The sequence below is a fragment of the Anaerobiospirillum sp. NML120448 genome (genome assembly GCF_023050945.1).
Classification (GTDB): Bacteria; Pseudomonadota; Gammaproteobacteria; order Enterobacterales; family Succinivibrionaceae; genus Anaerobiospirillum.
On record NZ_JALKIM010000050.1, the window covers coordinates 1 to 25,561 of the forward strand.

The 25,561-nt window shown below is 39.9% G+C and carries 13 protein-coding genes; 9 read left to right on the top strand and 4 right to left on the bottom strand.

Features of this window, described 5'->3' with window-relative positions; genetic code table 11:
• Positions 1 to 799: 799 nt before the first annotated feature.
• The 5 genes from MXE38_RS08685 (at position 800) to MXE38_RS08705 (ending at position 6,421) form a co-directional block, all read left to right on the top strand.
• Positions 800 to 1,546, top strand: coding sequence for a DUF4241 domain-containing protein (locus MXE38_RS08685; RefSeq protein WP_246913978.1), 747 nt, complete (start codon positions 800 to 802; stop codon positions 1,544 to 1,546).
• 54 nt (positions 1,547 to 1,600) lie between these two features.
• The gene (locus MXE38_RS08690; RefSeq protein ID WP_246913980.1) at positions 1,601 to 2,335 is read left to right on the top strand and encodes a DUF4241 domain-containing protein; all 735 of its coding nucleotides are present in this window, start codon (positions 1,601 to 1,603) and stop codon (positions 2,333 to 2,335) included.
• 57 nt (positions 2,336 to 2,392) lie between these two features.
• Positions 2,393 to 3,337: a ribokinase gene (locus MXE38_RS08695; protein WP_246913982.1), complete on the top strand. Its 945-nt coding sequence runs from the start codon at positions 2,393 to 2,395 to the stop codon at positions 3,335 to 3,337.
• Positions 3,338 to 3,438: 101 nt separating this feature from the next.
• Positions 3,439 to 3,762 (top strand): hypothetical protein, encoded by a 324-nt coding sequence (locus MXE38_RS08700; protein WP_246913984.1) that lies wholly within the window; start codon positions 3,439 to 3,441, stop codon positions 3,760 to 3,762.
• A 1,282-nt stretch (positions 3,763 to 5,044) separates the two neighbouring features.
• Positions 5,045 to 6,421, top strand: coding sequence for a hypothetical protein (locus MXE38_RS08705; protein WP_246913986.1), 1,377 nt, complete (start codon positions 5,045 to 5,047; stop codon positions 6,419 to 6,421).
• Between the two features lie 483 nt (positions 6,422 to 6,904).
• Here MXE38_RS08705 and MXE38_RS08710 read toward each other — a convergent pair whose 3' ends face one another.
• From MXE38_RS08710 to MXE38_RS08725, 4 genes are all read right to left on the bottom strand, one after another.
• Positions 6,905 to 7,828: a hypothetical protein gene (locus MXE38_RS08710; protein ID WP_246913988.1), complete on the bottom strand. Its 924-nt coding sequence runs from the start codon at positions 7,826 to 7,828 to the stop codon at positions 6,905 to 6,907.
• Between the two features lie 759 nt (positions 7,829 to 8,587).
• A complete protein-coding gene (locus MXE38_RS08715) occupies positions 8,588 to 9,505 on the bottom strand; it encodes a hypothetical protein (protein ID WP_246913990.1) in 918 nt (305 codons plus the stop codon).
• 757 nt (positions 9,506 to 10,262) lie between these two features.
• The gene (locus MXE38_RS08720; protein ID WP_246913991.1) at positions 10,263 to 11,180 is read right to left on the bottom strand and encodes a hypothetical protein; all 918 of its coding nucleotides are present in this window, start codon (positions 11,178 to 11,180) and stop codon (positions 10,263 to 10,265) included.
• Positions 11,181 to 11,937: 757 nt separating this feature from the next.
• Positions 11,938 to 12,861, bottom strand: a complete 924-nt coding sequence (locus tag MXE38_RS08725; protein WP_246913992.1) for a hypothetical protein — start codon at positions 12,859 to 12,861, stop codon at positions 11,938 to 11,940.
• A 778-nt stretch (positions 12,862 to 13,639) separates the two neighbouring features.
• On the opposite strand from MXE38_RS08725, the gene MXE38_RS08730 reads away from it, so the two are divergent.
• The 4 genes from MXE38_RS08730 (at position 13,640) to MXE38_RS08745 (ending at position 25,059) form a co-directional block, all read left to right on the top strand.
• Positions 13,640 to 19,513: an autotransporter domain-containing protein gene (locus tag MXE38_RS08730; RefSeq protein WP_246913993.1), complete on the top strand. Its 5,874-nt coding sequence runs from the start codon at positions 13,640 to 13,642 to the stop codon at positions 19,511 to 19,513.
• Between the two features lie 1,090 nt (positions 19,514 to 20,603).
• A complete protein-coding gene (locus MXE38_RS08735; protein ID WP_246913994.1) occupies positions 20,604 to 21,296 on the top strand; it encodes a hypothetical protein in 693 nt (230 codons plus the stop codon).
• A gap of 67 nt (positions 21,297 to 21,363) precedes the next feature.
• A complete protein-coding gene (locus tag MXE38_RS08740) occupies positions 21,364 to 23,421 on the top strand; it encodes a hypothetical protein (protein ID WP_246913995.1) in 2,058 nt (685 codons plus the stop codon).
• Positions 23,422 to 24,123: 702 nt separating this feature from the next.
• Positions 24,124 to 25,059, top strand: a complete 936-nt coding sequence (locus tag MXE38_RS08745) for a hypothetical protein (RefSeq protein WP_246913996.1) — start codon at positions 24,124 to 24,126, stop codon at positions 25,057 to 25,059.
• Positions 25,060 to 25,561: the final 502 nt, after the last annotated feature.

Consider the following 25,561-nt stretch of genomic DNA (forward strand, 5'->3'; position numbering starts at 1 on the left):
TGTATCTATATTAGGGCGGGGTTGTAGTTTTGGCACAAAAAAACTACCTCAAGGGTAGCATTTCTAAGAAATCTGATAAATAAGCGGTTTTTGCTTAGAAATAAAAATTTAACAATGCCGGGCTATGGATTTCAATTTAACCACTACCAGGCAAGCCAAAGCTAAAGCTAAAGCGAGAGCAAAAGCTAAACCAATGAAGAAAAGCAGCTGATAAGCCAAAAGACTTACCACTAGGGTTTAAGGCGGGATTTATAGCTCTTTTCAATTTAGTTCTGCCATGGAGGACACTACTGAAAGTTTCATCTAATTTTTGGAAAAACTAAGTTTCGGCACAAAGCTACTAAATCCAAGGTTTTATGCCGAGCGCATTAGCGCTAATTCACAGTTTAATGCATCTTGTTTTTTCAATAATTAGGTGAACATTCCACTACCTTTTCAACACTAAGGCTTTATTGAAGAAACATGTACCTAACCACCTATAGCTAAGTCCCATATTATTATGCCAGGCATCAGCTGCTTGATTAAATTGCATTATGCTTTACTTGTTAAGGTGCACTCATGGTAAATTAGCCAGTAAGCTAGAGCACATAGTGCAATCTCTTAACAGCTATGCAGCACTTAGATTTACTTAGCCCAGTTAGGTGATTATTTTTCGATTTATTCATTACTACACTGCGCAACGCTAAGTTGCGCTATAGTCAGCTAAGATTATACAGGCTAAGTTTAACTTAGCTTGTTAGAACTCTAACAAGAGCAAGACCACTTTAGCTACTGTAAAGGACAAAAAGGCAATCAAACTATGAACACAGAACAATTCAAAGAGCTTTATGCCCGCTATCAAGATCGCTTGCAATGCAAAATTAATTTAGAGGCTTATTTTACTCAAGACTCCATCTTAGACGTTAAGCTGGCCAGGCTTAATTTAGGAACACTTAACTGCTCTAGTGGTCAAATCATTGCTTGCGATCCTTTTATTGAGCTTGAGGACTGTAAGCCATTTTATGAGTCTATTCCTACTGGCTCTTATGAAGTATTAATTAGTGTTGCTCTTACCAAAGACTGCGGCAATCGCTATGCTTGCGCCAAACTTTGTATTAGCGATAAGAAACCTGTAAGCTACAAAATGGCTGTAGTTGCAGGTGATGATTTAACTCAGCTAGACAATGATGAAGAGAGCTTTTTTGGCTTTGGAGTAGATGCTGGTATGGGTTGCTTTGCAGACTACAATGCTCAGCAAGCCTTTAAGCGTTATTGGCAAGAGCATCTTGCTGAGGATGATAGTATCGATCCTTACAACGATCTCTTTGTTGATGAGTTAGAGAAGTCCTACCACAACCAGCCTCAATACCAAAGAGAAGGCGGCGATTGGTGCAACTTTACCATACCTAACACCAATGAAAATATCATAATCTTTGCCTCTGGTTGGGGTGATGGCTATTACCCTTGCTATTTTGGCTACGATGAAAATGGCAAAGTATGCGCCATGTATATCCTTTTTATTGATATTGAATCAGAGTTTGCTCCTGATGATAATGGGGGTGAGTAGCGGTATCAACCAGAGCTACAACTTAATGTAAGTTATTATTTAGGAGGGCAAGTAATGCCAAGCTCAACCTCTGATTTTGCACAGCTCTATCATCGCTACCAAGACCAGCTTGTTTGCGATTTAGATTTTGAAACTTATTTTACTGCCAACCAGATTGGCGATACTAAGCTCTCACTACTTGAGCTTGGCCTGCTACATTGCCCAAGCGGAAAAATTGTAGCTGGCGATCCTTGCGTAGAGCTAGAAGATATTGAGCCCTTTTATGAGACCATTCCTCCTGGCAATTATCCTGTCAAACTATGCGTAGCTCACACTAAAGACAGTGGCTTTCGCTATGCTTGCGTTAAGCTTTGTGTCAGCGATAAGAGACCTATAAGCTACAAACTAGCGGTTAACTCTACTGCTGATTTAACTGTGCTTGATGACGATGATGGGCAGTTGGATTGTGGTTTTGGAGTTAATACTGCTATGGCCTGTTTAGTTGACTATCAGGGCCAGCAAGAGTTTAAGAAAATTTGGGAACAAATTATTAGTGAGGATCCAGAGGCAGAAGATCCTTATGAAGAGCTTTTTGCAGACTGTTTACTGCGATCCTATCAAGAACACCCAGCTTTCCAAAGAAATTTAGGAGAATGGTGCAACTTTACTATTGGTCAAACTAAGCTTAATATCATAATGTTCTCTTCTGGATGGGGAGATGGAATTTATCCTTGTTTTTTCGGCTACGATGAGTCAGGAAAGATTTGTGCTTTATACATAGACTTTATGTCTTTAATTACTGAAAGTTAAGCCCCCTGCACTCAAACTCACTAACTCGTAGCCTTTTGTGTGTCATTGGAGTTTCTAATGCCAAAGATCCTTGTACTTGGTTCTCTTAACATTGATTTTGTTTATGAGGTTCCACATTTCTTGCAACCTGGAGAAACCTTATCGTCCTTAAGCCGTAATGTATATGCAGGAGGCAAGGGCCTTAATCAAGCAGTAGCCTTAGCCAAGGCTGGTGGTGATGTTTATTTCGGCGGAGCTATTGGTAAAGAGCAAGGTGAGATTTTGCTCAATGTGCTGCAAGAAAATAAGATTAACACCAATTTTTTAAAAGTTCGCCCTGATATTCCTTGCGGCCATACCTTCATTCAAGTTGATACTAAGGGCCAAAATTGTATCTTACTCTACGGTGGTGCTAATCAGTCATTGCAAGAGCAAGAAATTGATGTATGCTTATCCTTTTTCCAAAAGGGCGACTATGTGGTAGTACAAAATGAGACCAACTTAGTAGGCTACATTATTACTAAAGCCCATGCCTTAGGCCTTAAAGTGGTAATGAATGTTTCCCCACTTTCTGAAAGCATTAAAGAGCTACCACTAGACTTATGCCATATGTTAATTGTTAACGAGATTGAAGGCTCTACTTTAGTTAACTTATCGGCCTCTGATGAACCTAAAGCTATTCTAAAAGGTCTAATTGAGCGCTTTGCTAACAGTATTATTGTTCTTACCTTAGGCAAGGAAGGCTCTATTGCTGGTGCTAAGCATCTTAATGATGTATACCGCTGCTCAAGCTTTAAAGTTGAGGCTGTAGACACTACCGCTGCAGGAGATACTTTCTTAGGCTATGTAGTATGTCATGATAGCGCCCAAGATCCTTTAGAGAAGGCTTTGGTTTGCGCTACTGCCGCCTCTGCTTTAGCTGTAGGCAAAGCTGGTGCTACCCCATCTATTCCGCTTAACTCTCAAGTAGATGAGTTCTTAGCCAAGCATGGTGAGCCTCAGCACTCCAATGAAAACTGGTAATCACATCCACACCATTTAACTACACTCAATAAGCAGAAGGACAAGCAAGCTTTCAAACTTTTGTCATCACCTTTCTTGCTCCCTCTGCTTACTTTTAGCCTATGAACCAAAGCTTGGAATATCTTAAAGTTAGTTGGTCTCACTCTTATCCTGATGAGCCAGAGCTTATCTTTTACGAAGTTGATTTAGCCCACGACAGGCAATGTTTACGCTCTATAGAGCTTTTTGCCGACGGCTCCATTAAAAGCATTAATAATCTCTATGAGCAAGCCATAGAAATCACCCCTATTCCTGCCCTAAATGAAATCAATCAAGGCATTTGGGGCGAGGAGCTCACCGCCACAACCATTAGCCAAGAGGAATTTAACTCCCTCTTTGCCCAGGGCCAATTATCCACCCAGGCTAAAGCTCACAGCCAAGCTTAAGCCCTCATCCACAATCACGCAAAAGAAGCCCTCCCAAGCAACAAACAAAGCTCTCCATAAGGCTCAATCCTGCCCCCAAGATTAATTTCCCAGCGCAGCACCAGCGCTGCACTAGCGCCAGCACCAGCGCTGCACTAGCGCCAGCACCAGCACCAGTTCCAATGCCCCTCTCTATCCCTAACAACAGTGCAGTCACAAGCTCCAACACCAGCTAAATTGCGGTTGCAAACTACAGCTCCTAATAAAGTGCCAACTCTGATCGCTAAGGCAATCAAGCTGCTTATTCTTAGCTGCAAAAAACTACCTACTTAGTGGTTAAGTTGAAATCTCATTGCACAAATACCACTAATCTATTTAAATAGTAAAATTGAAGTAAAGCACCAAACAATTAGCAAATTACCTTACCTCTTTGGTTCGTTAGAATGTCATGGTTTTTCACTTCAATCATTTACCAGTCATAAACAGAGTGCATTTCAGGCCATAAAACAACGGCATCATAGCAACAGCACCATGTTAGAACCTAACCAGCCAACCTTCTGACATTGGGCAATCCTGACAATATTTACGCTAAACCAAACGTTTGTCCTGCTCCTCTTAGGATATTCATATCTTTGTTAGCGCCAGGCTAAGGCAAAACCTTAATAATTGAGAACAAGCCTTAGTCATCCCTTATGCCTGTAATTTAACCTAATCTCACCTCAAAACACCTGTCATGCATAGTCATGGGTAGACTCTAACTCTAAGTATTGGTGCAGTTGAGGCAGCAGCAGCTTTTACTCTAGCTCTATAAATTGCTACTACTAATAATCTTGCCCTACCTTTAGCCAAGGCTTACCAGGCTCGTACTCTAGCTCGAATTAAGGCTTTGAGTCTTAATCTTGGACTTGGACTGGCTATGCCTATGGGTTGAGTTTTTGCTTTAGGGGTTAGCTTTAGCTTTGGCTTTGGCTTTGGCTTTGATAGCATCCTATTTTTCATGCAATCATGAATATGAGAAGTGACCTGTACATAAAAACATTTCTTATAGAAGGGGTTGTCGTAAAGCTCATAATGCCAAACAAGCAAGAGTAAGCGTACAGCACTCTATGCAAGACTAATTTGAACGCTGGGCTATAAGGAAATTGTTTCTATATTTGCTTTTCTACTCCCATTGGCAATTGACAGCCCATGATGACAGCACCTTAACTGGTGAAAATGATTTTTAGCAACTTACTTTTTGCATAGCGCTGTTTTTTCTTGGTTTCTAAAGTCTTAGAACGGTATAATGTCGGCATTAATTATAATGTTTCACTCTAAGGTTGTTCATATGTCCTCATTATCTTTGTTCGAGCCGTTTAATCTCTCCCTCTGTGGCTCTAGTTTGGCTACATTAACTAATATTACTGACTTTAACCAAGATTGGCTTGCCTTGAGCAATGAGGTAGGACAAGCTTTAGTTAATGGCGAACAAGACCTTACTCAAGCTGCGCCATATTTTGCAGAGCGCACTCGCTCTTTAGTTGAGCCAATTGCCTTTGCTGATGGTGGTTTTGTAGTAAAGAGCAATGAATATCTTGATGAAGTAAAGACTAAGCTTGCTCTTAGTGATGAAACTATTATGGCAGCCCTAAAAGCCCTCTCTCCTTTAAATGCACTTTTAGGCGAGCAAGCTGATATCAATTTCAAAGCCAGCAAAGTCAAAGGTAAGTACGATATTGTATTGAGCTCTGATAATGTCTTAATTTGCATAATGGTGCTTGAGTTTATTAAGACTTGTCCTAAGCTTTCTAAGTTAAACTTACGCTTAAGCAGCGATCGTGATCCTAACTTTAGTATGCAAATTGGTCAGGATGTCTTAACTTACGAAGATATCTTAGTTTATGTTGAGCCTGTAGATCACATGCATACCCACATTAGCTTGATCTGCCCTAAGCTTAAAGACAAAATTACTGAAGAGCAATTTGGTACCTGTGCTCTTACTATGTTGCGCTATCTTTTTGGCGATGTTATTGGTCGTATTATCTTAGAGTGCTCTACTATTGAGGTCTCTTTTGATATCCCAGCTAAGCTCCAAGCTCAATTAGATAAGGTTCAAGAAGAGTCCGATAGTGATGAGAATGTTCGTCCTGTGCATTTAAAGGACTTCTATCGCAACTATATTTCTCATGGCGGTAAAGTTCTTACCAAAGAGACTGATTTGCTCTTCATTACTAACTATCGTGATCACAATGCCTCTGCCAAGGCTAATAGCAGCACCGAGCCTCACAATGCTATTTTTGAAATCGATGCTCTTAATACCTTTAGTCCAAGCTTAGATCAAGAAACCTATGAGCATGATTTAGAAGTGCTCAAGGCTTTAGGCGTAACCCCAATTACCCTTGCCCTCAGCATGAAGCAAGCTGACACCAATGAGCCTAAGATGGCTTTATCTCGTATGGAGAACAACCAGCTGCTAAAAGATATTGAGCGCTTTATTAATCGCTCTAAGAGCGAGCACTTATTAAAGGTAGTAGGCTACTCTTTTGCCCCTAGCAAAACCAACCTCTATCTCTTAGCTTTTGATTATGACCAAGCACTATCCTTAATCAAGAGCTATAGCACTCAAAGCAAGCTCTCATTAAGCAGCCTCACTATCAGTGTCTTAGGTGATACCACTAAGGGTGAGACCATTACTCTTTAGTACATCCCATCCCATCCTTTAAAATAATTAGCCCTAATAAGCTTATTACGCCTATTAGGGCTTTTTCATGGCCGTCTACCCAAAGCCCAAAAGCCCCTCAGCCATATTAATGGGCCTAATGGTATGACTGGAGCTGCAACAAAGAGCAATAGGTGCTTAAGCCTTTAATGCCTGCAAAAGCGTTCGAAAGAACGCACGAACATTACTACACCAATTGGCTTAAGGTAATAGACTACCATCTTACAAAGCATCACCTATCTTTGCCTTATTGTTTCATAGAGCAGGAAAATGAACGGCATAAATGCAATCAGCCTCGCCCTGCTAAGCTAAGCTAAGCTCGTGCCGTCTCAATCCTGACCAGACCTTGCAAAGCAAGACCAGGCCAGGCCAGGCCAAGGCCAAAGCCAAAGCCAACAGAGCCAGTTTAAGCAGCACAATATTAACCTTTGGAAGAAAGATTGTTTTGTGAGCTTAATGCAATTATTACTTAAAGTTCAAGCTATAGAACTCTACAATATTTGCCTCTTTGATTTGGGCAATTAATTCTTTGTGAGCTTTTTTGTTAGCGCTACTTGGTTTAGCGCCTAAATGTTTACGTAAATTATGGAAAAGATTTAAAACGTCAGGACATACTTGGAAATTATGTAAACCACCAACATTACGGGTAAATTTTTCTTTGGCAGAAAAATTGAATACAGGATTGAACTCTCCAAATCTTTCAACATAGAAATCTTTAATAGCATCGCCAATATGGTAATCCATATAGAGCGCACCTGCACACATTGATTGGGCTGCGCTTAAATATGGCTTAGACTCAATGGAAATCTTATTAATCTTCCACCAATCAGGTAAGTTTTGCTCAAACTCATCCATATCCTCAACAAAGCTTCCGCTGTGCATGAACAAGGCATCCAAGGCAAAAACAAAAGAACGTTGGATATCCATCATACTTAAACCAAGGCCTAAGTACTTTTTGATAAAGACATCATTGATAAGATAGAGCTTTTGAGCTTTTACATCTAATTCCTTAATCTGGTTAATAATTTTAATAAACTCTTGCTCTTGCTCAGGAGTCTTTACTATGCCCTTGCTACCCTTATCCAACATAATGGCAGCCATTAAGATATGCCCCCCAAGGAGCTGACAGTTTTTCTCCAACTGAGCCTCAAAAATTTCCATTGGAGAGTGCATTTCCTCAGACAAACACATGATCATGCCTGTTAGGCCATGAGGATCATTAATCGCAGGTAACTTTAAAAACTTACAATAAAGATCTCCGTCAAAAGGCTGATTATATAGTGCCTCAATTTCCTCAACAGTGATGCTATCTAGCAATTCGCTGGTTTGCTGTCTATCAATTTTAGAAAGATACTCAAGTTGAATAGCCTGATCATGATTTGCAGACATGGAAATAACTCCTTCAAAACAAAGTTGACAATAAATGAACCAAAGATTCATTAATATTCAGTACTAAATTAACAGCTTTTGCCTGATTTTTAAATAAACATTAGCAAGAAAAATACAGCTTATTGCCATCAGCTCTTCCATGCCACCACCCCAGTCCCCTATTGCACAACTGCACAATTGCAAAACAAGCAGCTACCAGCAGCCAGCTCTCAACTGCCTACCAAGATAGCAAAACACAAAGTGCCTTTTGCACTTCCACAAAAGCCTACTTATAAGCAACGAAGATAGGCTTTAACACCTTTATGAATCATACCGCCACTCATTGGTTAAAGTTTAAACCTGCATCATGGTTTTGCAAAGTTCACAAATTACTTAAATTTCATTTACAAACATCTAACAAAATAAAACAGCATCAAGCTTTATCACAAGCTCTAGCACCCAAAGTAAGCTCATTAAGCAGCCTCACCATCGGTATCTTAGGTGATGCTACTAAGGGTGAGACCATTACCTTCTAGCCAACAACTCCAACCCAGTTCGCAAAAAATTAGCCCTAATAAGCCAACAACGCCTATTAGGGCTAAATCCTATTAGATCTTGCTCTCGTTGAGGTGCATTCACTCACCTCACATTAAACTGTGGATACTTTAGTATTGTGTAGGATAGAGCTGACATTAAGCTCCACAAGTGCGTCTTTGTTTCCTTTAACTCATAAGATCACTTATGAACTTGTTTAAAATCTATAGTTGAGTAGCACTCAAGTTAAAGTCCTTTAAACCCAAGACAGTAGAAATCTACAAGATTCTCCTCCCTAATCTTGGCCATTAACTCTTGGTGAGCCTTTTTATTGGCGCTTTTTGGTTTAGCAAAACAGATCCTACGTAAATTAGGGAAAAGCTTTAAAACATCAGGGCATACCTGCATACTCTTTAAAGCCATTATGCAACGATTAAAATATTCCTTTTGTGATGGATTATGAGAGTATTCACCAAATCTTTCTTGATAGTAATCACTCACAATATCACCAAAATGGTAATCCAAATGAATCGCACCAGCAGTCATGGCTATACAATCAATTAAATAAGACTTAGAATTGATTACAAGCTTATTGATCTTCCACCACTCAGGTAAGCTTTGCTCAAAAAGTGCCAGCTCATCAACAAAATTTACACTGTGCATAAACAAGGCATCCAAGGCAAAGACAAAATCACGCTTAATATGCTGGGGACCAAAATCATTGCCATGGTACTTTTTAATAAAGATATAATTTAAAGTGTAGAGCTTTTGAACCTTTGAATCTAAATCTTTAATCTTTTTGAAAATTTCAAAAAACTGTTGCTCTTGTTCTGGAGTCTTCACTATGCCCTTTGGGCCTTTATCCAACATGATAATGGCCATCAATAAATGGCATGTAACGAACTGACAGTTTTTTTCTAAGAAAGCCTCAAAGATCTCCATCGGCGAATGCGTGCCACCAAAAATCATCATACTGGTTTGACCTTTGGGATCCTCAATAGCAGGTAAATTCAAAAGCTTGGAGTAAATACTGCCATCAAAAGGCTCATCATTAAGCGCTTCAATTTGTTCAATAGTGACGCTATCAAGCCATTCGTTGGTTTGTTGGAGATCAAGTTTAGAAAGGTACTCAAGCTGAATACCCTGCTCATTATTTGGTTCCATAAAATAAATCCTTTAAAACAAAGCTGACAGTGACCAAATGAACTAAACATTCATTTAGATTAGCTACCAAATTAACAGCTTTTGCCTGATTTTTAAATAAGCCTTAGCAAGAAAAAAATACAGCTTATTGCCATCAGCCTTTCCATGCGACCACCCAAGTCCCCAATTGCACAATTGCACAACCAGCAACTGCCAACAGCCAGCTGTCAACTGCCTACCAAAGTAGCAAAACAATAAGTGCCTTTTGCACTATCCCAAAAGCCTACTTATAAGCAACGAAGCAAGGCTTAGATACCTTTATGACTAATACCGCCATTCATTAGTTGAAGTTTAAACCATGCATCATGGTTCTGTTCAGTTCACAAATTACTTAAATTTCATTAACAAACATCTAACAAAATAAAGCAGTCGCAAGCTTTATTACGAGCTATAGAGCCAAAAGCAAGCTCTTTAAGCAACCTCACCATCAGTGTCTTAGGGGCTCCCTCTAAGGGTGAGACCATTACCCTCTAGTCAACACACCACCACAATTCATAAAAAAAATTAGCCCTAATAAGCCAGCAAAGCCTATTAGGGCTCAATCCCATTAAATCTTGCACACGTGCAGGTGCCTTCACTCACCTAACATTAAACTGGGAGCCATTAGCATTGTGTAGGCTCGATCTGACAATAAGCTCAACAAGTGCGTCTTTGTTTCCTTTAACTCATAAGATCACTTATGAACTTGTATAAGATCTATAGTTGAGTAGCACTCAAGTTAAAGTCCTTTAAACCCAAGACAGTAGAAATCTACAAGATTCTCCTCCCTAATCTTGGCCATTAACTCTTGGTGAGCCTTTTTATTGGCGCTACTTGGTTTAGCTCCTAACAAGCTACGTAAATTAGGGAAAAGATTTAGAACATCAGGGCATACCTGGAAATTATTTAAAGCCATTAATTTGCGGTAATAAGCTTCTTTATCAGCTGGGTTAACAGTGCCTATATCAAATCTTGTTTGGAAGCAATCACTCACACTATCACCAGAATGGAAATCCATATAGATCGCACCAGCACTCATACCGATACAATCGTTTAAACAAGGCTTTGATTCGATAACATTCTTATTGATCTTCCACCAATCAGGTAAGCTTTGCTCAAAAAGTGCCATCTCATCCACAAAATTTACACTGTGCATAAACAAGGCATCCAAGGCAAAAACAAAATCACGCTTGATATCATTGAAACCTAAACCATTGCCGAGGTACTTTTTAACAAAAACATAATCTAAAGAATAGAGCTTTTGAGCTTTTAAGTCTAATTCTTTAATCTTTTTGAAAAATTCCAAAAACTGTTGCTCTTGCTCTGGAGTCTTCACTATGCCCTTTGGGCCTTTATCCAACATGATAATGGCCATTAATTCATGGCCTCTAATGAATTGACAGATTTTTTCTAAAAAACCCTCCATAATCTCCATTGGTGAGTGGGCACCAACAAAGAGCATCATACTGGTGTGACCTTTAGGATCCTCAATAGCTGGTAAATTTAAAAGCTTAGAATAAATCTCTCCATCAAAAGGCTCATTCATAAGCCCCATAATTTGTTCAACAGTGACACTATCAAGCCATTCGTTAGTTTGTTGAATATCAAGGTTAGAAAGGTATTCAAGCTGAATACCCTGCTCATTATTTGGTTCCATAATATAAATCCATTAAAACAAAGCTGACAATCAATGAACCAAAGATTCATTAATATTCAGTACTAAATTAACAGCTTTTGCCCGATTTTTAAATAAACCTTAGCAAGAAAAAAACACAGCTTATTGCCATCAGCTCTTCAATGCCACCACCCCAGTCCACATTTGCGCAATTGCACAATTGCACAACCAGCAACTGCCAACAGCCAGCTGTCAACTGCCTACCAAATTAGCAAAACACAAAGTGCCTTTTGCACTTCCCCAAAAGCCTACTTATAAACAACGAAGATAGGCTTTTCCCTCTTTATGAATGATACCGCCATTCTTTAGTTAAAGTTTAAACCTGCATCATGGTTTTGCTCAGTTCACAAATTACTTAAATTTCATTTACAAACATCTAACAAATTAAAGCAATTGCAAGCTTTATCACGAGCTCTAGCACCCAAAGTAAGGTCATTAAGCAGGCTAACCATCTGTGTCTTAGGTGATGCCAATAAGGTTGAGACCATTACCCTCTAGCCAACACCAGCCCAAATTCGCAAAAAATTAGCCCTAATAAGCCAACAAAGCATATTAGGGCTCAATCCCATTAGATCTTGCACACGTGCAGGTGCCTTCACTTATCTCACACTAAACTGTGTATACTTAGCATTGTGTAGGATCGATCTGACATTAAGCTCAACAAGTGCGTCTTTGTTTCCTTTAACTCATAAGATCACTTATGAACTTATTTAAGCTCTATAGTTGAGTAGCACTCAATTTAAAGTCCTTTAAACCCAAGACAGTAGAAATCTACAAGATTCTCCTCTCTAATCTTGGCCATTAACTCTTGGTGAGCCTTTTTATTAGCACTATTTGGTTTAGCAACACAGATCCTACGCAAATTAGGGAAAAGCTTTAAAACATCAGGGCATACTTGGATACTCTTTAAAGCCATTACCGCACGATTAAAATATTCATAGTTTGATTGATTAGGGGTAGGAGAGCTTGCACCAAATCTTTCTTGGTAGTAATCACTCACAATATCACCAAAATGGAAATCCATATGGATCGCACCAGCACTCATGGCTATACATTCATCTAAATAAGACTTAGAATGAATTACAAGCTTATTGATCCTCCACCAGTCAGGTAAGCTTTGCTCAAAGAGTGCCAGCTCCTCAACAAAATTTACGCTGTGCATAAATAGGGCATCCAAGGCAAAGACAAAATCACGCTTAATATGATGAGGACCTAAATCATTGCCATGGTACTTTTTAATAAAGATATAATCTAAAGTGTAGAGCTTTTGAACCTTTGAATCTAAATCTTTAATCTTTTTGAAAATTTCAAAAAACTGTTGCTCTTGTTCTGGGTTTTTCACTATGCCCTTTGGGCCTTTATCCAACATAATAATGGCCATCAATAAATGGCATGTAACGAACTGACAGTTTTTTTCTAAGAAAGCCTCAAAGATCTCCATTGGCGAGTGCATACCACCAAACAACAACATACTGGTGTGGCCTTTAGGATCCTCAATGGCAGGTAAATTCAAAAGCTTGGAGTAAATGCTGCCATCAAAAGGCTGATCATAAAGCTCTTCTATTTGCTCAACAGTGATGCTATCAAGCCATTCGTTAGTTTGTTGAATATCAAGGTTAGAAAGGTATTCAAGCTGAATACCCTGCTCATTATTTGGTTCCATAAAATAACTCCATTAAAACAAAGCTGACAATCAATGAACCAACGATTCATTAATATTCAGTACTAAATTAACAGCTTTTGCCTCATTTTTAAATAAACATTAGCAAGAAAAAACACAGCTTATTGCCATCAGCTTTTCCATGCCAACACCCCAGTCCCCAATTGCTCAATTGCACAATTGCAAAACCAGCAAATGCCAACAGCCAGCTGTCAACTGCCTACCAAAATAGCAAAACACAAAGAGCCTTTTGCACTTCCCCAAAAGCCTACTTATGAGCAACGAAGATAGGCTTTTCCATCGTTATGAATCATAACGCCATTCTTTAGTTAAAGTTTAAACCTGCATCATGGTTTTGCTCAGTTTACAAATTACTTAAATTTCATTTACAAACATATAACAAAATAAAGCAGTCGCAAGCTTTTTGATCCTTTCACAACAATAGAGATTGCCTCTTATTCATGTTAAAATTGTAAGATTGTGTATAAGCTATTATTGTCCATGGCTTACTAGTTAGCCCAAATGCGCTTTTAATTGCAGATTCTTAATGTTAACAAGGATTTGTTTCATTGAGGTAAGAAAGCAAATTTGGGGTCAAACTCAATGCTGGGCATAAGTATATGAGCTAATTTCTAATCAGATTTTTGCTTTTATGCTTTAAGAATAAGTATCAATTTTACTTTTCTAGCCTCTACCTCAATTAGGCATTAACTAAAGCACTGTTAACTCATGGACTAGGCTTAATGTTATCCATTTTGTTTTTCATCAAAAAATAATATTTATGAAGCAAACTAATAACGCCATTAAATTCCTTATGGCCCAATATCGAGCCATTTACCAAAGCGCATACCTAAAGGGCCTAGCTAGTGCCATCATCGTTACCGCATCCCTTGCAGCAGGTCAAGCTCAGGCAGCTGCTCTTACTAGTTTTGATGGTTTAAAGTCTGATGAAACTATCACTATTCCAGGAAATAAAGAAAGCCTTGCAATCACATCAGGCACCGCAAATGATACCGCTGAATTTAAGGTTCAAATCACCTCAGGAAAGGGCATAGATAACAAGGTAGAAGGTGCTACCGCAAGCGCCAAGAAGGCTACCTTTGAAATCAATGGCGCAGATACCACACTCAAGGTAGCAGCAACTGCAGCTGGTGGTACAGGTACTGCCGCAGAAGGTTCCTTGACTATTGGTACTTTAGATGTAAAAAAGGGCAGTGTAACTGTTGATGCTGCAGCAAATAATGCTAGTTTAGTTGCAGATCAAGTAAATGTTGCTAGTGGTGGCAAGATTACTGCAAGTTCAACTGGTGCTGGTAAGGCTTCTTTGGGAAATGAAACAACCAAGTATAAGTTAGAGTCAGGCTCTACTATTATCTTAGGATCCAGCGGTGCAATGCTTGGCCAGGACGTTGTTTCAACTGGAGGTAAGATTGTTTTAAGTGGTGGTTCATATCAGACCCCAACCACCAGCGCTCAAAAGCTTGACTTTGACGTTGTAGCAACCAGCTCCATTATTCTTCCAAGCAGCGTTGATACCTTAGGCACATTAAACCTCGCCTCTGGCTCTACTATTGATATTAAGGCCGCAGCCACAGGTGGTACAGCTAACGAGCTTAAGATTACTGGCAATGGTACTAAAGGCTCCATCGTTGTATTACAGGATGGTGTTTCCTTAAAGAGCTCTGGTTCTACTACTAACACTGTTGGTGGCGTTATTAGCGTAAGCGGCGCAGCTGCAAGTGGTGTAGGCGGTACCGCCAGCAACTCCGAGCTTCACTTAACTGCAAAGACCTTAGGTGAGTTCTTAAAGCCAACAGATACTACTAATAATGCAAGTGGTAGCATACTTTTAAATGCCAATTCAACTCTTAAGTTTACCAATGACTCAAGCGTAGACATTGCTGCAAGTGGTACCAAGTCTGATGGTTCTGAGTTACAAATTGTAAGCGGAAATGCTGGCGTAGCTGGCCAAGTAGTTGTTAGTGACACTGCCACAATTGATGGTAAGAAGATTACCATTTCTAAGGCTATGGCATCTGGCTTAAACACCAACTTAAGTGTTACAGCTGATGAGTTAACTCTAGGTAGTAGCTCTGCTAACATTACTGGAAGTTTAGGCGTTGCTTCTTTAAGTGCTAAAAATGTAAAGTTTGTTGGTAGTGGTAGTAGTCATTTTGTATTAGCTGATGACATTACCCTTTCTAACTTAGCTGATGATGCCACTGATGCAAACAAAAAGATTGCTCAAAAAGGCACAATCGCTGGTCCAGTAATTATTTCTGGTAATAAGGGTATTACCGTAGACGGCGGTTTATATACCTCCACTGGTGATATCACTATCTCTGGCGGTGCTGTCAAGATTCATAATACCAATGATAGAGCTGACCAGTCTTCTTTAACAGCTGACGGTGGCAACTGGATTTTAGATCGTGATGCCCAAAATGGCAAAATTACTGTATCTGGTACCAGTACTTTACTTGATTTATCCAAGGCTACTGTTAAATACAAGGAAAATCCTGCTACCACAACCTACAACGTTAAGTTTGAGGCTCAGTCTGGTGGTGAAATCAAGCTCAAGGGCGAAGACATTGCTACCCTTTTAGGTGACGGCCAAACCAGTGGTGCTGTATTTGATATTGGCTCATCAGGCTCTCAATTAACTGCTACTGGTGACTTAACTCTACAAGATGCAGCACTTATTAAAACTCAAGCCACATCTACACCTAATACACAAAAAGCTGAAATTGTATTAGCTAATGGTGCTACTTTAGCTGCTGAAGGCACTTTAGAGTTACAGAAGTTTGATGCAACAAATGGTCTAACCTTAGCAGGTAAAGATGCAACCTTGCAGGCTGGCACTTTAAAGTTGACCTTACAAGATGCTGACGCTTCTGGTAATTCAGCTATTCTTCAGACTGGTCATTATGTTGTTACCGCTGGCTTAGATACCAACGCTGGTAAGGGTGTAGTTGTTTCTGGCTCTAATGCTAAGTTTGACTTTGGTGGTCTTAAGAAGGATGCCAAAGGCAAATACACTGCTTTATCATCTGGCGGTTCAACTGATGAGGCAATTGTAGTCTCAGGCGCTACCATGAATGTTAACGCTGGCACTTGGAACCTTACTGGTAAGTTAACTCTTAATGGATCCTCTCCATCATTAACAGTTGGTAACGACGATACCGTTCTTACTAGCGCTGATAGCACAATTGCTGCTACCTTGAATGCCAGTGAATTGGTTATCGAAGCTGGTAGTGCTACTGTTGAAAAGACTGGTACCTTAAACCTACAAAAGGTTAATGCTATTACTAAGTCCATTACAATTAATACAACTAATGAATCTGGCAGCAGTAGTTTAGCTGGTGCCTTTGACGACAGCAAAACTGATGCTTATGAAAGATTCGGTATCAAGCTTGGTGATGATGCTATTACTGTAAATGAGGGTGCTTTCTTTACTCTTAAGGGTGCTGGCGTTGAAAAAGCTTTAGGCGAAGTAAAAACTGGCGATAAGATTACTGGCTTTAATATCAATACCAATGCTTTTGATGCAAGTGGCTCTTTAGTTTCTAAGGCTGGCTCTACCATTAATATCACCTACTTTAAGGATGGTACAGTATTTACCAAGGACGCTTTAAAGGCTTTAAGCAAGGGCTTATTTGGTACTGATGCTGGCAAACTAGAAGGTTCTATCAACCTTGGTAAGGTAGTGTTCGAGGGCTTGCAGTCTAGCGGTGGTACTGTATCCTGGACCGATGCTAAGGACTTTGGTGTTAACTACTTACCTCACTACAAGAACGATGACCTCATGAACGCTCAGCTTATTAATGTAAGTGGCGACACTGTATATGGTCACTGGGGTAGCGTTCTTGATACCACCAAGAACTCAGGCGATAAGGTTGCCTTTGCTGACAATGCATCTTTAAACAAAGCCAAGGAAATTGATGGCAAGAAGTATTTTGCTTTAGGTAAAGACAACGCTGTTTTAGGTCTTGAAATCAAGAGTGGCGGCACTTTAACCTTAGCCAATGGCGGTATCGCAGGTGACGTTAAGATTGGTGATAAGGCAACCTTAGTTGTTGATAGCAAGTCTGGCTACACTACTGAGCTTGAGAGCATTTCAGGTGACAAGAATGCAAGTGTAAATCTTACCTCTGGTATTACTCAGGTTAATAAGGACATTAGAGTTGGCAGTGTTGACTCCACAGCCGAGAGCATCTTAAATGTAACTGGCAACTTAACCTTAACTGCCAATGATGACAAGACAGTCTCTGAATTTAAGGGCATTGTCAATGTCTCCAAGGACAAAAACAAGAGCGGTGGTAATGTTGTCTTATCTGGAAATACTTTATTTGCAGGTACCACTAATGTAGAAGGCGACTTTACCTCTAAGAAGGAAGTAACCTTTACTGGCAATGCAACCATTGAAGGCTTAACCAAGTTTACAGGTAAGAAGGCTACAGTTGAAGGTGGTGGCTTCTTAAAGGCTAAGGATATTGAACTTGGTAATACTACTACCTTATACATCGGTCGTGAGACCTTAAAGGAAGGCTCTGGTGATAAGGCTAAGTATGAGAGCTCCACTGGCTATTTAGAGGCTGATCGTGTTGATCTCAATGGTGGTACCTTATTTATTGATCCAGAATATGGCAAGGCCACTAGTATTGCCGTAATCAAGCGCTTTGGTAAGAAGCCAACTGGCGCTGATACCACTAAGGATCCAGTTGATGTTGGTACTATCGACGGTAAGTTAATTATTGGTCAGAACTCTGCTTTATTTGCAGGCGCTGATGCTACTGTAGAGCTAATGAAGACCTTCATTAAGCGCTACCAAGAGTCAACTGGTACTTCACTTACTAAAGATAATGGCTCTATTCTTTATGTAAGTGACAAGCTTACTGTGGATAACGACTCTCGCATTATTTTAGATGCTGAGTCTCATTCAGATGTTATTGAGACTGAGCTTACGAAGAAGAACGACGGTAAGTATGCCGCTGCTTACAATGGCACAACAGCTAAGACTGATGCCGATCTATTCTTAGGTAAGGGTTCTGTTTTAGTAGTAGGCCAAGATACCTTAGATGAAGGTTCTGCTATCTACTTTGATAAGAATGATGCCTCTATCTTAGCTGAGGGTGGTTCTAAAGTTGTATTAGATGGCGACCGTTTCATTTCTAGCCGTGATATTATCATTTTCAAAGATGCAGATAGGGACGATAATGGTGTCAAAATCTTAGGTGAAAAGGGCAAGAATGACATTAAGGTTGAGTCCATCAACGGCATTATGGGCTTTACTATGGAAGCTGGTAAAACTACCTCTGGTGGTACTTTAGCGCTCTTAACCGACAAGATTGATTCAGCTTATCGTGGCGCATCTACCCCAATGCGTGACTACTTAATTGGTTATGCTTCTTTAACCAAGAACTGGAAAGAGTACTATAGCAATACTGATGAGAATGCTGATAGCTCTATTAATCCAAAGGTAGATCCTGATTACTTTGTGGAGCGTGCTGCTGATAAGTCTATTGCCACAGCTGATAAAGATGGCAAGATCACTGTTGTTGATACCAAGAATTACACTGCTAGCCAGTTCGTTGCTGTTAAGCAGGCAGATGGTAAATATCAAGTATTCTTTAAGGCTTACAACGAGTTCTTAGAGAAGGTAATTCGTGATACCAATGGTTTAGCTGCTGACCAAGCTGCTCGTATGGGTGTCTTTGGTGGCTCTGCTGATGCTGCTATGTTAGTTGGCAATGCTTCTTATGAGGCTGTAGCTGGTCGTTTTGGTATGGGTCAGCAAGGTATGCTCATGACTTATGCTAACAATGGTCAGGGCGGCGCTATGTGGGTTGCTCCAGTCTATAAGAGCCGTGAAACCAATGGCTTTAAGGCTCAGGGTCTTGAGTACGGTACCGATACTTCTATTACTGGTTTAGTATTAGGTGCTGACATAACCTACGAAGACGGTATGCGTTATGGTGTAATGGCCAACATCGGTGATGGTGATTCCTCTGGTGAGGGCGCAGCTAAGGGCGTAAGCAGTGAGTACAAGTACTACAGCTTTGGCTTCTATGCTGGCTATAACTACAAGGCCTTCTCCATGGTAGGTGATCTCAGCTACTCAGTAGTTGACTCTGATGTTGATGCTAATACTGATGCAGGTATGGTAAATACCTCCTTTAACACCACCAATTTAAGCGTAGGTGTAACTGGTCAGGTTAACTTGAGCTACCGTGGCTTAGATATCGTGCCACATGCTGGTCTTCGTTACTCCATGATTGATATGGATGACTACGATATGAACGGCAATGGCAAGATTGGCTCAGTAAGCGTAGATAAGGCCAATGTTATGTCCGTACCAGTAGGCGTAACTATTTCTAAGGAATACTTCTCTGAGGAGTGGAGCTTCCAGCCTTCTATTGACTTAAATCTTACTGCCAACTTTGGTGATGACAAGATTGATGGCAATGTTAAGTGGAGCGGCATTTCCAATGCTGACTTAAATACCTCCAACGAGTTTATGGATGACCTTACCTATGGCGTAATCTTTGGCTTTGGTGCTCAATCCGAGCGCTTATCCATTGGTGCTGGCTTAGGTTACCAAGGCTCTTCGAATGTTGATGAGTTTACCTTAACTGGTACTGCTCGTTATACCTTCTAATAAGCTTAGGTTAGCTATAGCTAACGATTAGCTATTCGCAAGCCTAATACTAGGTATTAGCTTAGCTACAAAAGGCAAAGGGTTAATTTCCCTTTGCCTTTTTTCATTTTGATACCACGTACTGCGCCCTAACTCACCAAATTTCCAGCGCATCACTGCCGCAGCACTGAGCACAACAGCTTTCTCATGCATCAGAACCACAGCATACCAGCTTAGCAATGCATCATTGCTCTTGCACACATGCATCCCAAAGCTCCACACTAAGTCTCATAGCATTGATCCTAAGCACTTTTTGCAGTCCTCTCTATCATAGGCTTGGTTGCACAGCATTTCTTCACTCAATAAGTTGGTCTCAATGCTAACAAGCTCCTTAATATACTTGTGCCTTTCTTAAACTAATCTTGAGTCATCAAGCTAAAGGTCTATTGACCCATAATTTTATTGAAACATGGTTCACCTCTAAGCTCAAAGTTCTAAGCTTTTCTAATACATATGGATCTTTTTTTCTCAGCAGCAAGCACCGACCCTACCTTAGATATGTAATAACGATGGTGACCTCCCTATTGGTTTTATAAAAACACTGATGTGCCCCTCATAGTGAAAAGTATGGTGCAGCTTAATGCACAAGCCAAGCTAAGCCAAGCTAAGCTAAGCTAAGCTAAGCTAAGCCATGCTCAGCCAAGCCAGACCAGTCCAAGCCAAGCCGAACTGCCTGAGCTAAGCTAAGTTAAGCTAAGCGAAACTGTGCCATCAATCCTCCACCAAGAAAGAATTACTTGTGCTTGGTATGAATAATATTAGGGACTTGCGTAGGGTGATATTTGCGTAGCATGGGTGATGCTATTGGTGCTCTTGCCTCTGTATGTTTCAACCAAGATCACGATCTTTACTAATATTTCTTTACTCAAAAGGCTTTTGTTTAGAAGATCTACAGAGCATAAGCAATCTTTAGTTATGCTTTTGGGCTGTTGTGCTTGATGCCTATTAAAGACATATGGATAGAGCCTGCTGTGAGCCTTTATCCTGATTAGAGCTTAAGAGCCTTAGTATTTTTCTGAAAATTGCCTTCCCCTCATCGTCGGAGCTACTTATGATTAATCATGAAAAACTCGAACTAGTGGCAAATGCCTATTGTGATCACTTTGACTCTTGGTGGGAGCATGAGGAGCATAAACTCAGAGCTCTTAAGCAATTTAAAGAGCATTGGGACTTGGGATGCGAAGACTTTGTTGCTATGTATCAGCTCTCTACCCAATATGCAGATCAATTGCTTATTGCGGATAAAGGTTTTCCAGGGGGTATGATAGTTTGTTTTGCCAAAATGGCTGAGCATACTACTAAACAAGCCTTTTTTGAGCTCTTAGATGAGAGTAAAGATCTTGCCTCACGCATTGATGCTTTTACCAATACTATTAGAATCTTACTCAATCAGTTTGCAGTAGATAATCCTAATTGGGCCTTAAATATTAAACAATCACAAAGCATTAGCTCTTATTTATATTTTGCTTATCCTGAGCGCTATTATGTTTACCAAAAGGAGTTAGTAGCTAAATTTGCCTCATTTTTAGACTGTCCTTTAAAGTTAGCTGATAGCCTCAAGGGTAGTGACTTAGTATCGATTTTTGAGTTTTTTGACCAAGTTAAGGACTATATCCAAAATCATCATGAGCTGCTTAACAAAGGTCAAGCCTTATTTGATAGTCATGGACTTAAGATCAGTGCATTAAATCTCATGGCATGGGACTTGAGCTGTTTTTATGCACGTAGCTACGATCAACAATAGCTCAACATATGTAGAAATAGTGATATCATTGTGTTAGGTTAGTAGACTTAGCCATAAGGGGTTATAAGTGAGCAAGCATAGCATTGATCAATTACAACAGCATATGATGGAGCTTTATGAGCAAGAAGACTTCTTATCCATTATTGCCTGCGCTCGTAACGTTGACCGCTATCATCTTAGTGATGCCCAGCTAATCATGCTTGCTGCTAGCTATTATTATCTTGGTCGTAATGATAATGAGCTTTTAAAAGCTGGTATTGCTTTTTTATTACCTCTAGAGCACCCAAGCCTTAGGGCGTATAGCCAATGGCATTTCTATTTAGGCATGAGCTTACATAATATTTGTAATTATGCTCGTGCTTTCCAACATTTTCATGAGTTTTTAGCTCTCAATAGCGCCAATCAAGATCAACAAAGCAAAGAACGCCAGAGCATAGTAGAGCAAAAGATTAGAGGCTGTCAGGCTTTTTTGACCTTGCCTTTCTTTAATCAAACTTTTGCCGACAGGGTAAAGCAATTTTGGCTCTCTTTTGATAGCTTAGTCCCTATTATCAGTCTCTATGTAGATAAACTTAATCATGTTAAGCAAGAGCAAAGACCTACTCGTACTCGCTCTTTACATGGCTCTCAAAAGAAATGCGCAGAAGCTTTAACCCAAATTAAAATGCTAATAGGCTCTTTGTTTCCTGGGCAAAACTTTTCTGTACGTTTTTTAACTAAAGAGCAAAATCCTGCCCGTTTTGAAATCATTTTTCCTATTGGGCGTTTTATCACTCGTATGCATGCTCTTAAGTATTTAGTTAGCCAAGCTCCAGAATATAGCATTAATACCGAGCATTTTATATGCACTATAGGAACCCCTATTCATTATGACTACGACAGTCATATGGGTGATTATCATGCTACTGCTAATGATGTTAATGCCTTTATTAGGGTTGATGATAAAGGTCAATGGCATGATGATATTAGCCGTCAGCTCATACTGTACAGTGCCAAACTCTCTGACTGCCCTGATGCTTTACGAGCTCAAATTTTAACTAATCTCCTTTATCATAATAGTGGTGAGCTGGCTATTCACACTTTCTTTGATGATATTAGTGTGATTGATGATCATGACAATGAGCAAATGCAGTGCTTAATTGCTCAAGATAAGTTATTCAATAAGGAAATTATTGAACAAACTATCAAAGACTATGAGGAGCAGGAAAAAGAACTAGAGCAAGAGCAAGAGCTTGAAGAGCAAAGCCGCAGCCAAAGCCAAGGTCATAGCAAAGAATCTAGCCAGAAAAACGAGACTCTTTGTGCCTCTAGTAAATTAGACAGTGCCTTAAAAAGTAAACAGCGTGCCCATGCTTATGCAATTGATGAGCATGATTCCAGGTCAATTGATGACACAGCTACAGATAAAGGCCCTAGTTTTTGCCAAGGTAATGCCTCTCGTTTAGTAGTAAAAAACGACAATCATTATTTACAAATACCATTAAGTAAATTAAACCTATATCTTAAGATTCAAGGTTTAGCCGTCGATCATGTTCACTTTGACGAATATTGGTTAACTAATAGTCTCGATATTTTCTCCGACCATCTTTTTGCCTCAGCTCCTGGCAGTAATGAAGAAATTGATGATGAGCTTGATGAAGCTATGGCAATAAGATTGGAGTCTTTTTGGACTTTAACCAGTTGTTATGAGCTTGAGGACTATATGACTGATTTAGATCAAAGCACTAGTATTGCCTGTTACGACTGGGGTATTATGCCTTGCTTCTTAATCATTCCTCTTAGTAACTTTAATGTGCCTGATTCTTGTTTTAATGCTAATGGCACCATAGTGGCAGATCATCTGCCTATGATCAAAGACTTAGTTATTAAGTACAAAGATTCTTTGGTTAAGCGTCTGTTACAACATTGCAAAACAAAATCTTTTTCTTGCACAGGTTTGGCTTTAAGTCATGAATTTTTATTTGTTGACTTTATGCTCTGGCAACCATTTTGCGTCATTGATTGTATTCACGATATTATCACTAATGATGGCTTTGTTGATGTTGGTATTAAAAGCTTCCATCCCTTTACCAATGAAATGGCAGTAGATCAACTTGATTACACCCTAGCCCAAGCCAAGCCTTAAGGGATACCCTACCCTACCCACAACCAAAAAGTGCTCTAGCTTATGCTTAGACTTAAACTTAAGCCTACACAGCACCAGCACCAGCACTAGTGCTTGCCTTGCACTAACTGCTGCCCCTAACGCCTATGCACAAGTTCTGGCGCTAGTCGCAGCGCTTCTTAGTACCTAAGAAGCTTGAGCTGGAGCAGAAGCTGGCACTGGCCATGGCACTTGCGTAGCACTGGCGATTATGCTGACGATTAGAGCGGCCCGTCAAGTACCACTTTATCCTCTACAAGCATTATGCTCAACTATGATTGATAGTCGCTTTAGTTAGGGATTTACAGGAGGCGTGGGATGTTCATAATTTTTTAGCAGGCATAAAAAAAGCAGAATTTAAGGCTTTTGGCCCTAAATTCTGCTTCTAATATACTGGACAATTATTGTTGATAATTTTATCAAAGAACAAAACAATATACCGCAACCTAGCTCACAAACTGACCTAAATTGTTTATTAAATTATCAGCATGTGATCTTGGCACAGATATTTAAGTTCTTGTGCGTTTTCATAAGTATTTACATGAATTTGGCTGCGCAATCATACTTAATAAGTCGTACAATAGATTATGTCTTTACTTGTTAGATTTAACTATTTCTATGCAACTGCTACCTGAAAGTAGCTATTTTCACATGCTTTTTCCATAGTTTTGCAGGTCTGTGCTTATGTTCGATCCTTTTGTAAGACAACTTATCCTCAAATATCACCAAAAAGGTCATACTGATATTGAAATTGCGGTGATCACAGGCCAGCCTGTGTCTAAAGTAAGCTCCTATTTGCAAGGTTTAAAACAAAAGCCGACGCAAATTGAGCCTGAGTATAGAACAAATACTAAGGCGCAACCCCATTCCTTAGCAAAGCCTGCTAAAAACTCAAGTCCTGATACCATCAGTCAGAGCAAAAATAATGCTCTGATAGCTAAAAGTGTCCACCCTACTCAGTCCCCTAGTAATGATAAGCACCCTATCCCAGATAGGACTCGTTCACGACGAAACAACTTATTGGAACACCAAAGCTTAATCTTAAGACTTTTAGAAGAGACCAATTACAATTGCTCTGCTGTCTATCGTGAGCTTACCGCTCAAGGAATAAAAACTCAGCTACGCACGGTACAGCGTTTTTGCCAGCCTTTCATTCAGGAACACGAAAACCTTGTTTCTCACAAACTTATCTGTGAGTTTATTGAACCTAACACCAGCTTAGCAGCCACTTCAACAGCAGCTAAAGATAAAGTAAGCTCTACAGCTAAAACACCTACTAAGAGCCCTATTACTAGCAAGAAAGCTAGCACTAGATCAAGCCACCAAGATCGCACTACCTCTACCAAAGTGCCAGCTCCAATAAGCACTCCACCTGAGCAAAACTTATCGCCACAGCCATTACCTATCTTAGAGCAAGACCAGTTTGCACAGCAGATAAGTAGTGATGAGGTAAGCGGCGCTGAAAAAATTGCTTTTAGCGCTACTGTATTGAAAAATAATTTAGTGACCATACCTAAAAGCATTAGGCAAATCTTACAACTATCCCCTAATGATAAGGTAGTCTTTGTTTACTACAAGGGCCAAGTTGTTTTGTGCAAACAGCCAGAGCTTGAAAACTAAAACTAAGCTTAGCTCCCATGGACTAACCTTACATACATACATCTACTTTGCCACTACCATCCAAGCACGCTAGCTTGCCACCAAGCAACCAAAACAAGCTAGCACGCTCGCTCGCTAGCAAGCTAACTAGCTAACTAGCTACCTCTACTTTCCTATACACTTCTTAGCCCTATTCCATTGAGCTTACTTCGCATCAGCTCAGCCCATGTCTCCCTAGGCAAGCAAAGCTTGCCTAAGACTGACCTTGTAGTTAAAGTGCAATCTCCTTACACAAATACCACTAACCTAATCAGCCAGTAAAATTGTGGAAATGCACAAGACCATTAGCAAATAAAGGTGCCACTTTGGTTCATTAGCATGTAATGGGTTTTCAATCATAGCCCGGCATTGTTAAATTTTTATTTCTAAGCAAAAACCGCTTATTTATCAGATTTCTTAGAAATGCTACCCTTGAGGTAGTTTTTTTGTGCCAAAACTACAACCCCGCCCTAATATAGATACA

What these genes read in the sequence shown, in the direction of transcription:
- MXE38_RS08745 (WP_246913996.1), top strand. Translation starts at nt 24,124, where the DNA reads ATGTTCGATCCTTTTGTAAGACAACTTATCCTCAAATATCACCAAAAA.
- MXE38_RS08685 (WP_246913978.1), top strand. Translation starts at nt 800, where the DNA reads ATGAACACAGAACAATTCAAAGAGCTTTATGCCCGCTATCAAGATCGC.
- MXE38_RS08705 (WP_246913986.1), top strand. Translation starts at nt 5,045, where the DNA reads ATGTTTCACTCTAAGGTTGTTCATATGTCCTCATTATCTTTGTTCGAG.
- MXE38_RS08690 (WP_246913980.1), top strand. Translation starts at nt 1,601, where the DNA reads ATGCCAAGCTCAACCTCTGATTTTGCACAGCTCTATCATCGCTACCAA.
- MXE38_RS08720 (WP_246913991.1), bottom strand. Translation starts at nt 11,180, where the DNA reads ATGGAACCAAATAATGAGCAGGGTATTCAGCTTGAATACCTTTCTAAC.
- MXE38_RS08710 (WP_246913988.1), bottom strand. Translation starts at nt 7,828, where the DNA reads ATGTCTGCAAATCATGATCAGGCTATTCAACTTGAGTATCTTTCTAAA.
- MXE38_RS08735 (WP_246913994.1), top strand. Translation starts at nt 20,604, where the DNA reads ATGATTAATCATGAAAAACTCGAACTAGTGGCAAATGCCTATTGTGAT.
- MXE38_RS08700 (WP_246913984.1), top strand. Translation starts at nt 3,439, where the DNA reads ATGAACCAAAGCTTGGAATATCTTAAAGTTAGTTGGTCTCACTCTTAT.
- MXE38_RS08715 (WP_246913990.1), bottom strand. Translation starts at nt 9,505, where the DNA reads ATGGAACCAAATAATGAGCAGGGTATTCAGCTTGAGTACCTTTCTAAA.
- MXE38_RS08730 (WP_246913993.1), top strand. Translation starts at nt 13,640, where the DNA reads ATGAAGCAAACTAATAACGCCATTAAATTCCTTATGGCCCAATATCGA.
- MXE38_RS08725 (WP_246913992.1), bottom strand. Translation starts at nt 12,861, where the DNA reads ATGGAACCAAATAATGAGCAGGGTATTCAGCTTGAATACCTTTCTAAC.
- MXE38_RS08695 (WP_246913982.1), top strand. Translation starts at nt 2,393, where the DNA reads ATGCCAAAGATCCTTGTACTTGGTTCTCTTAACATTGATTTTGTTTAT.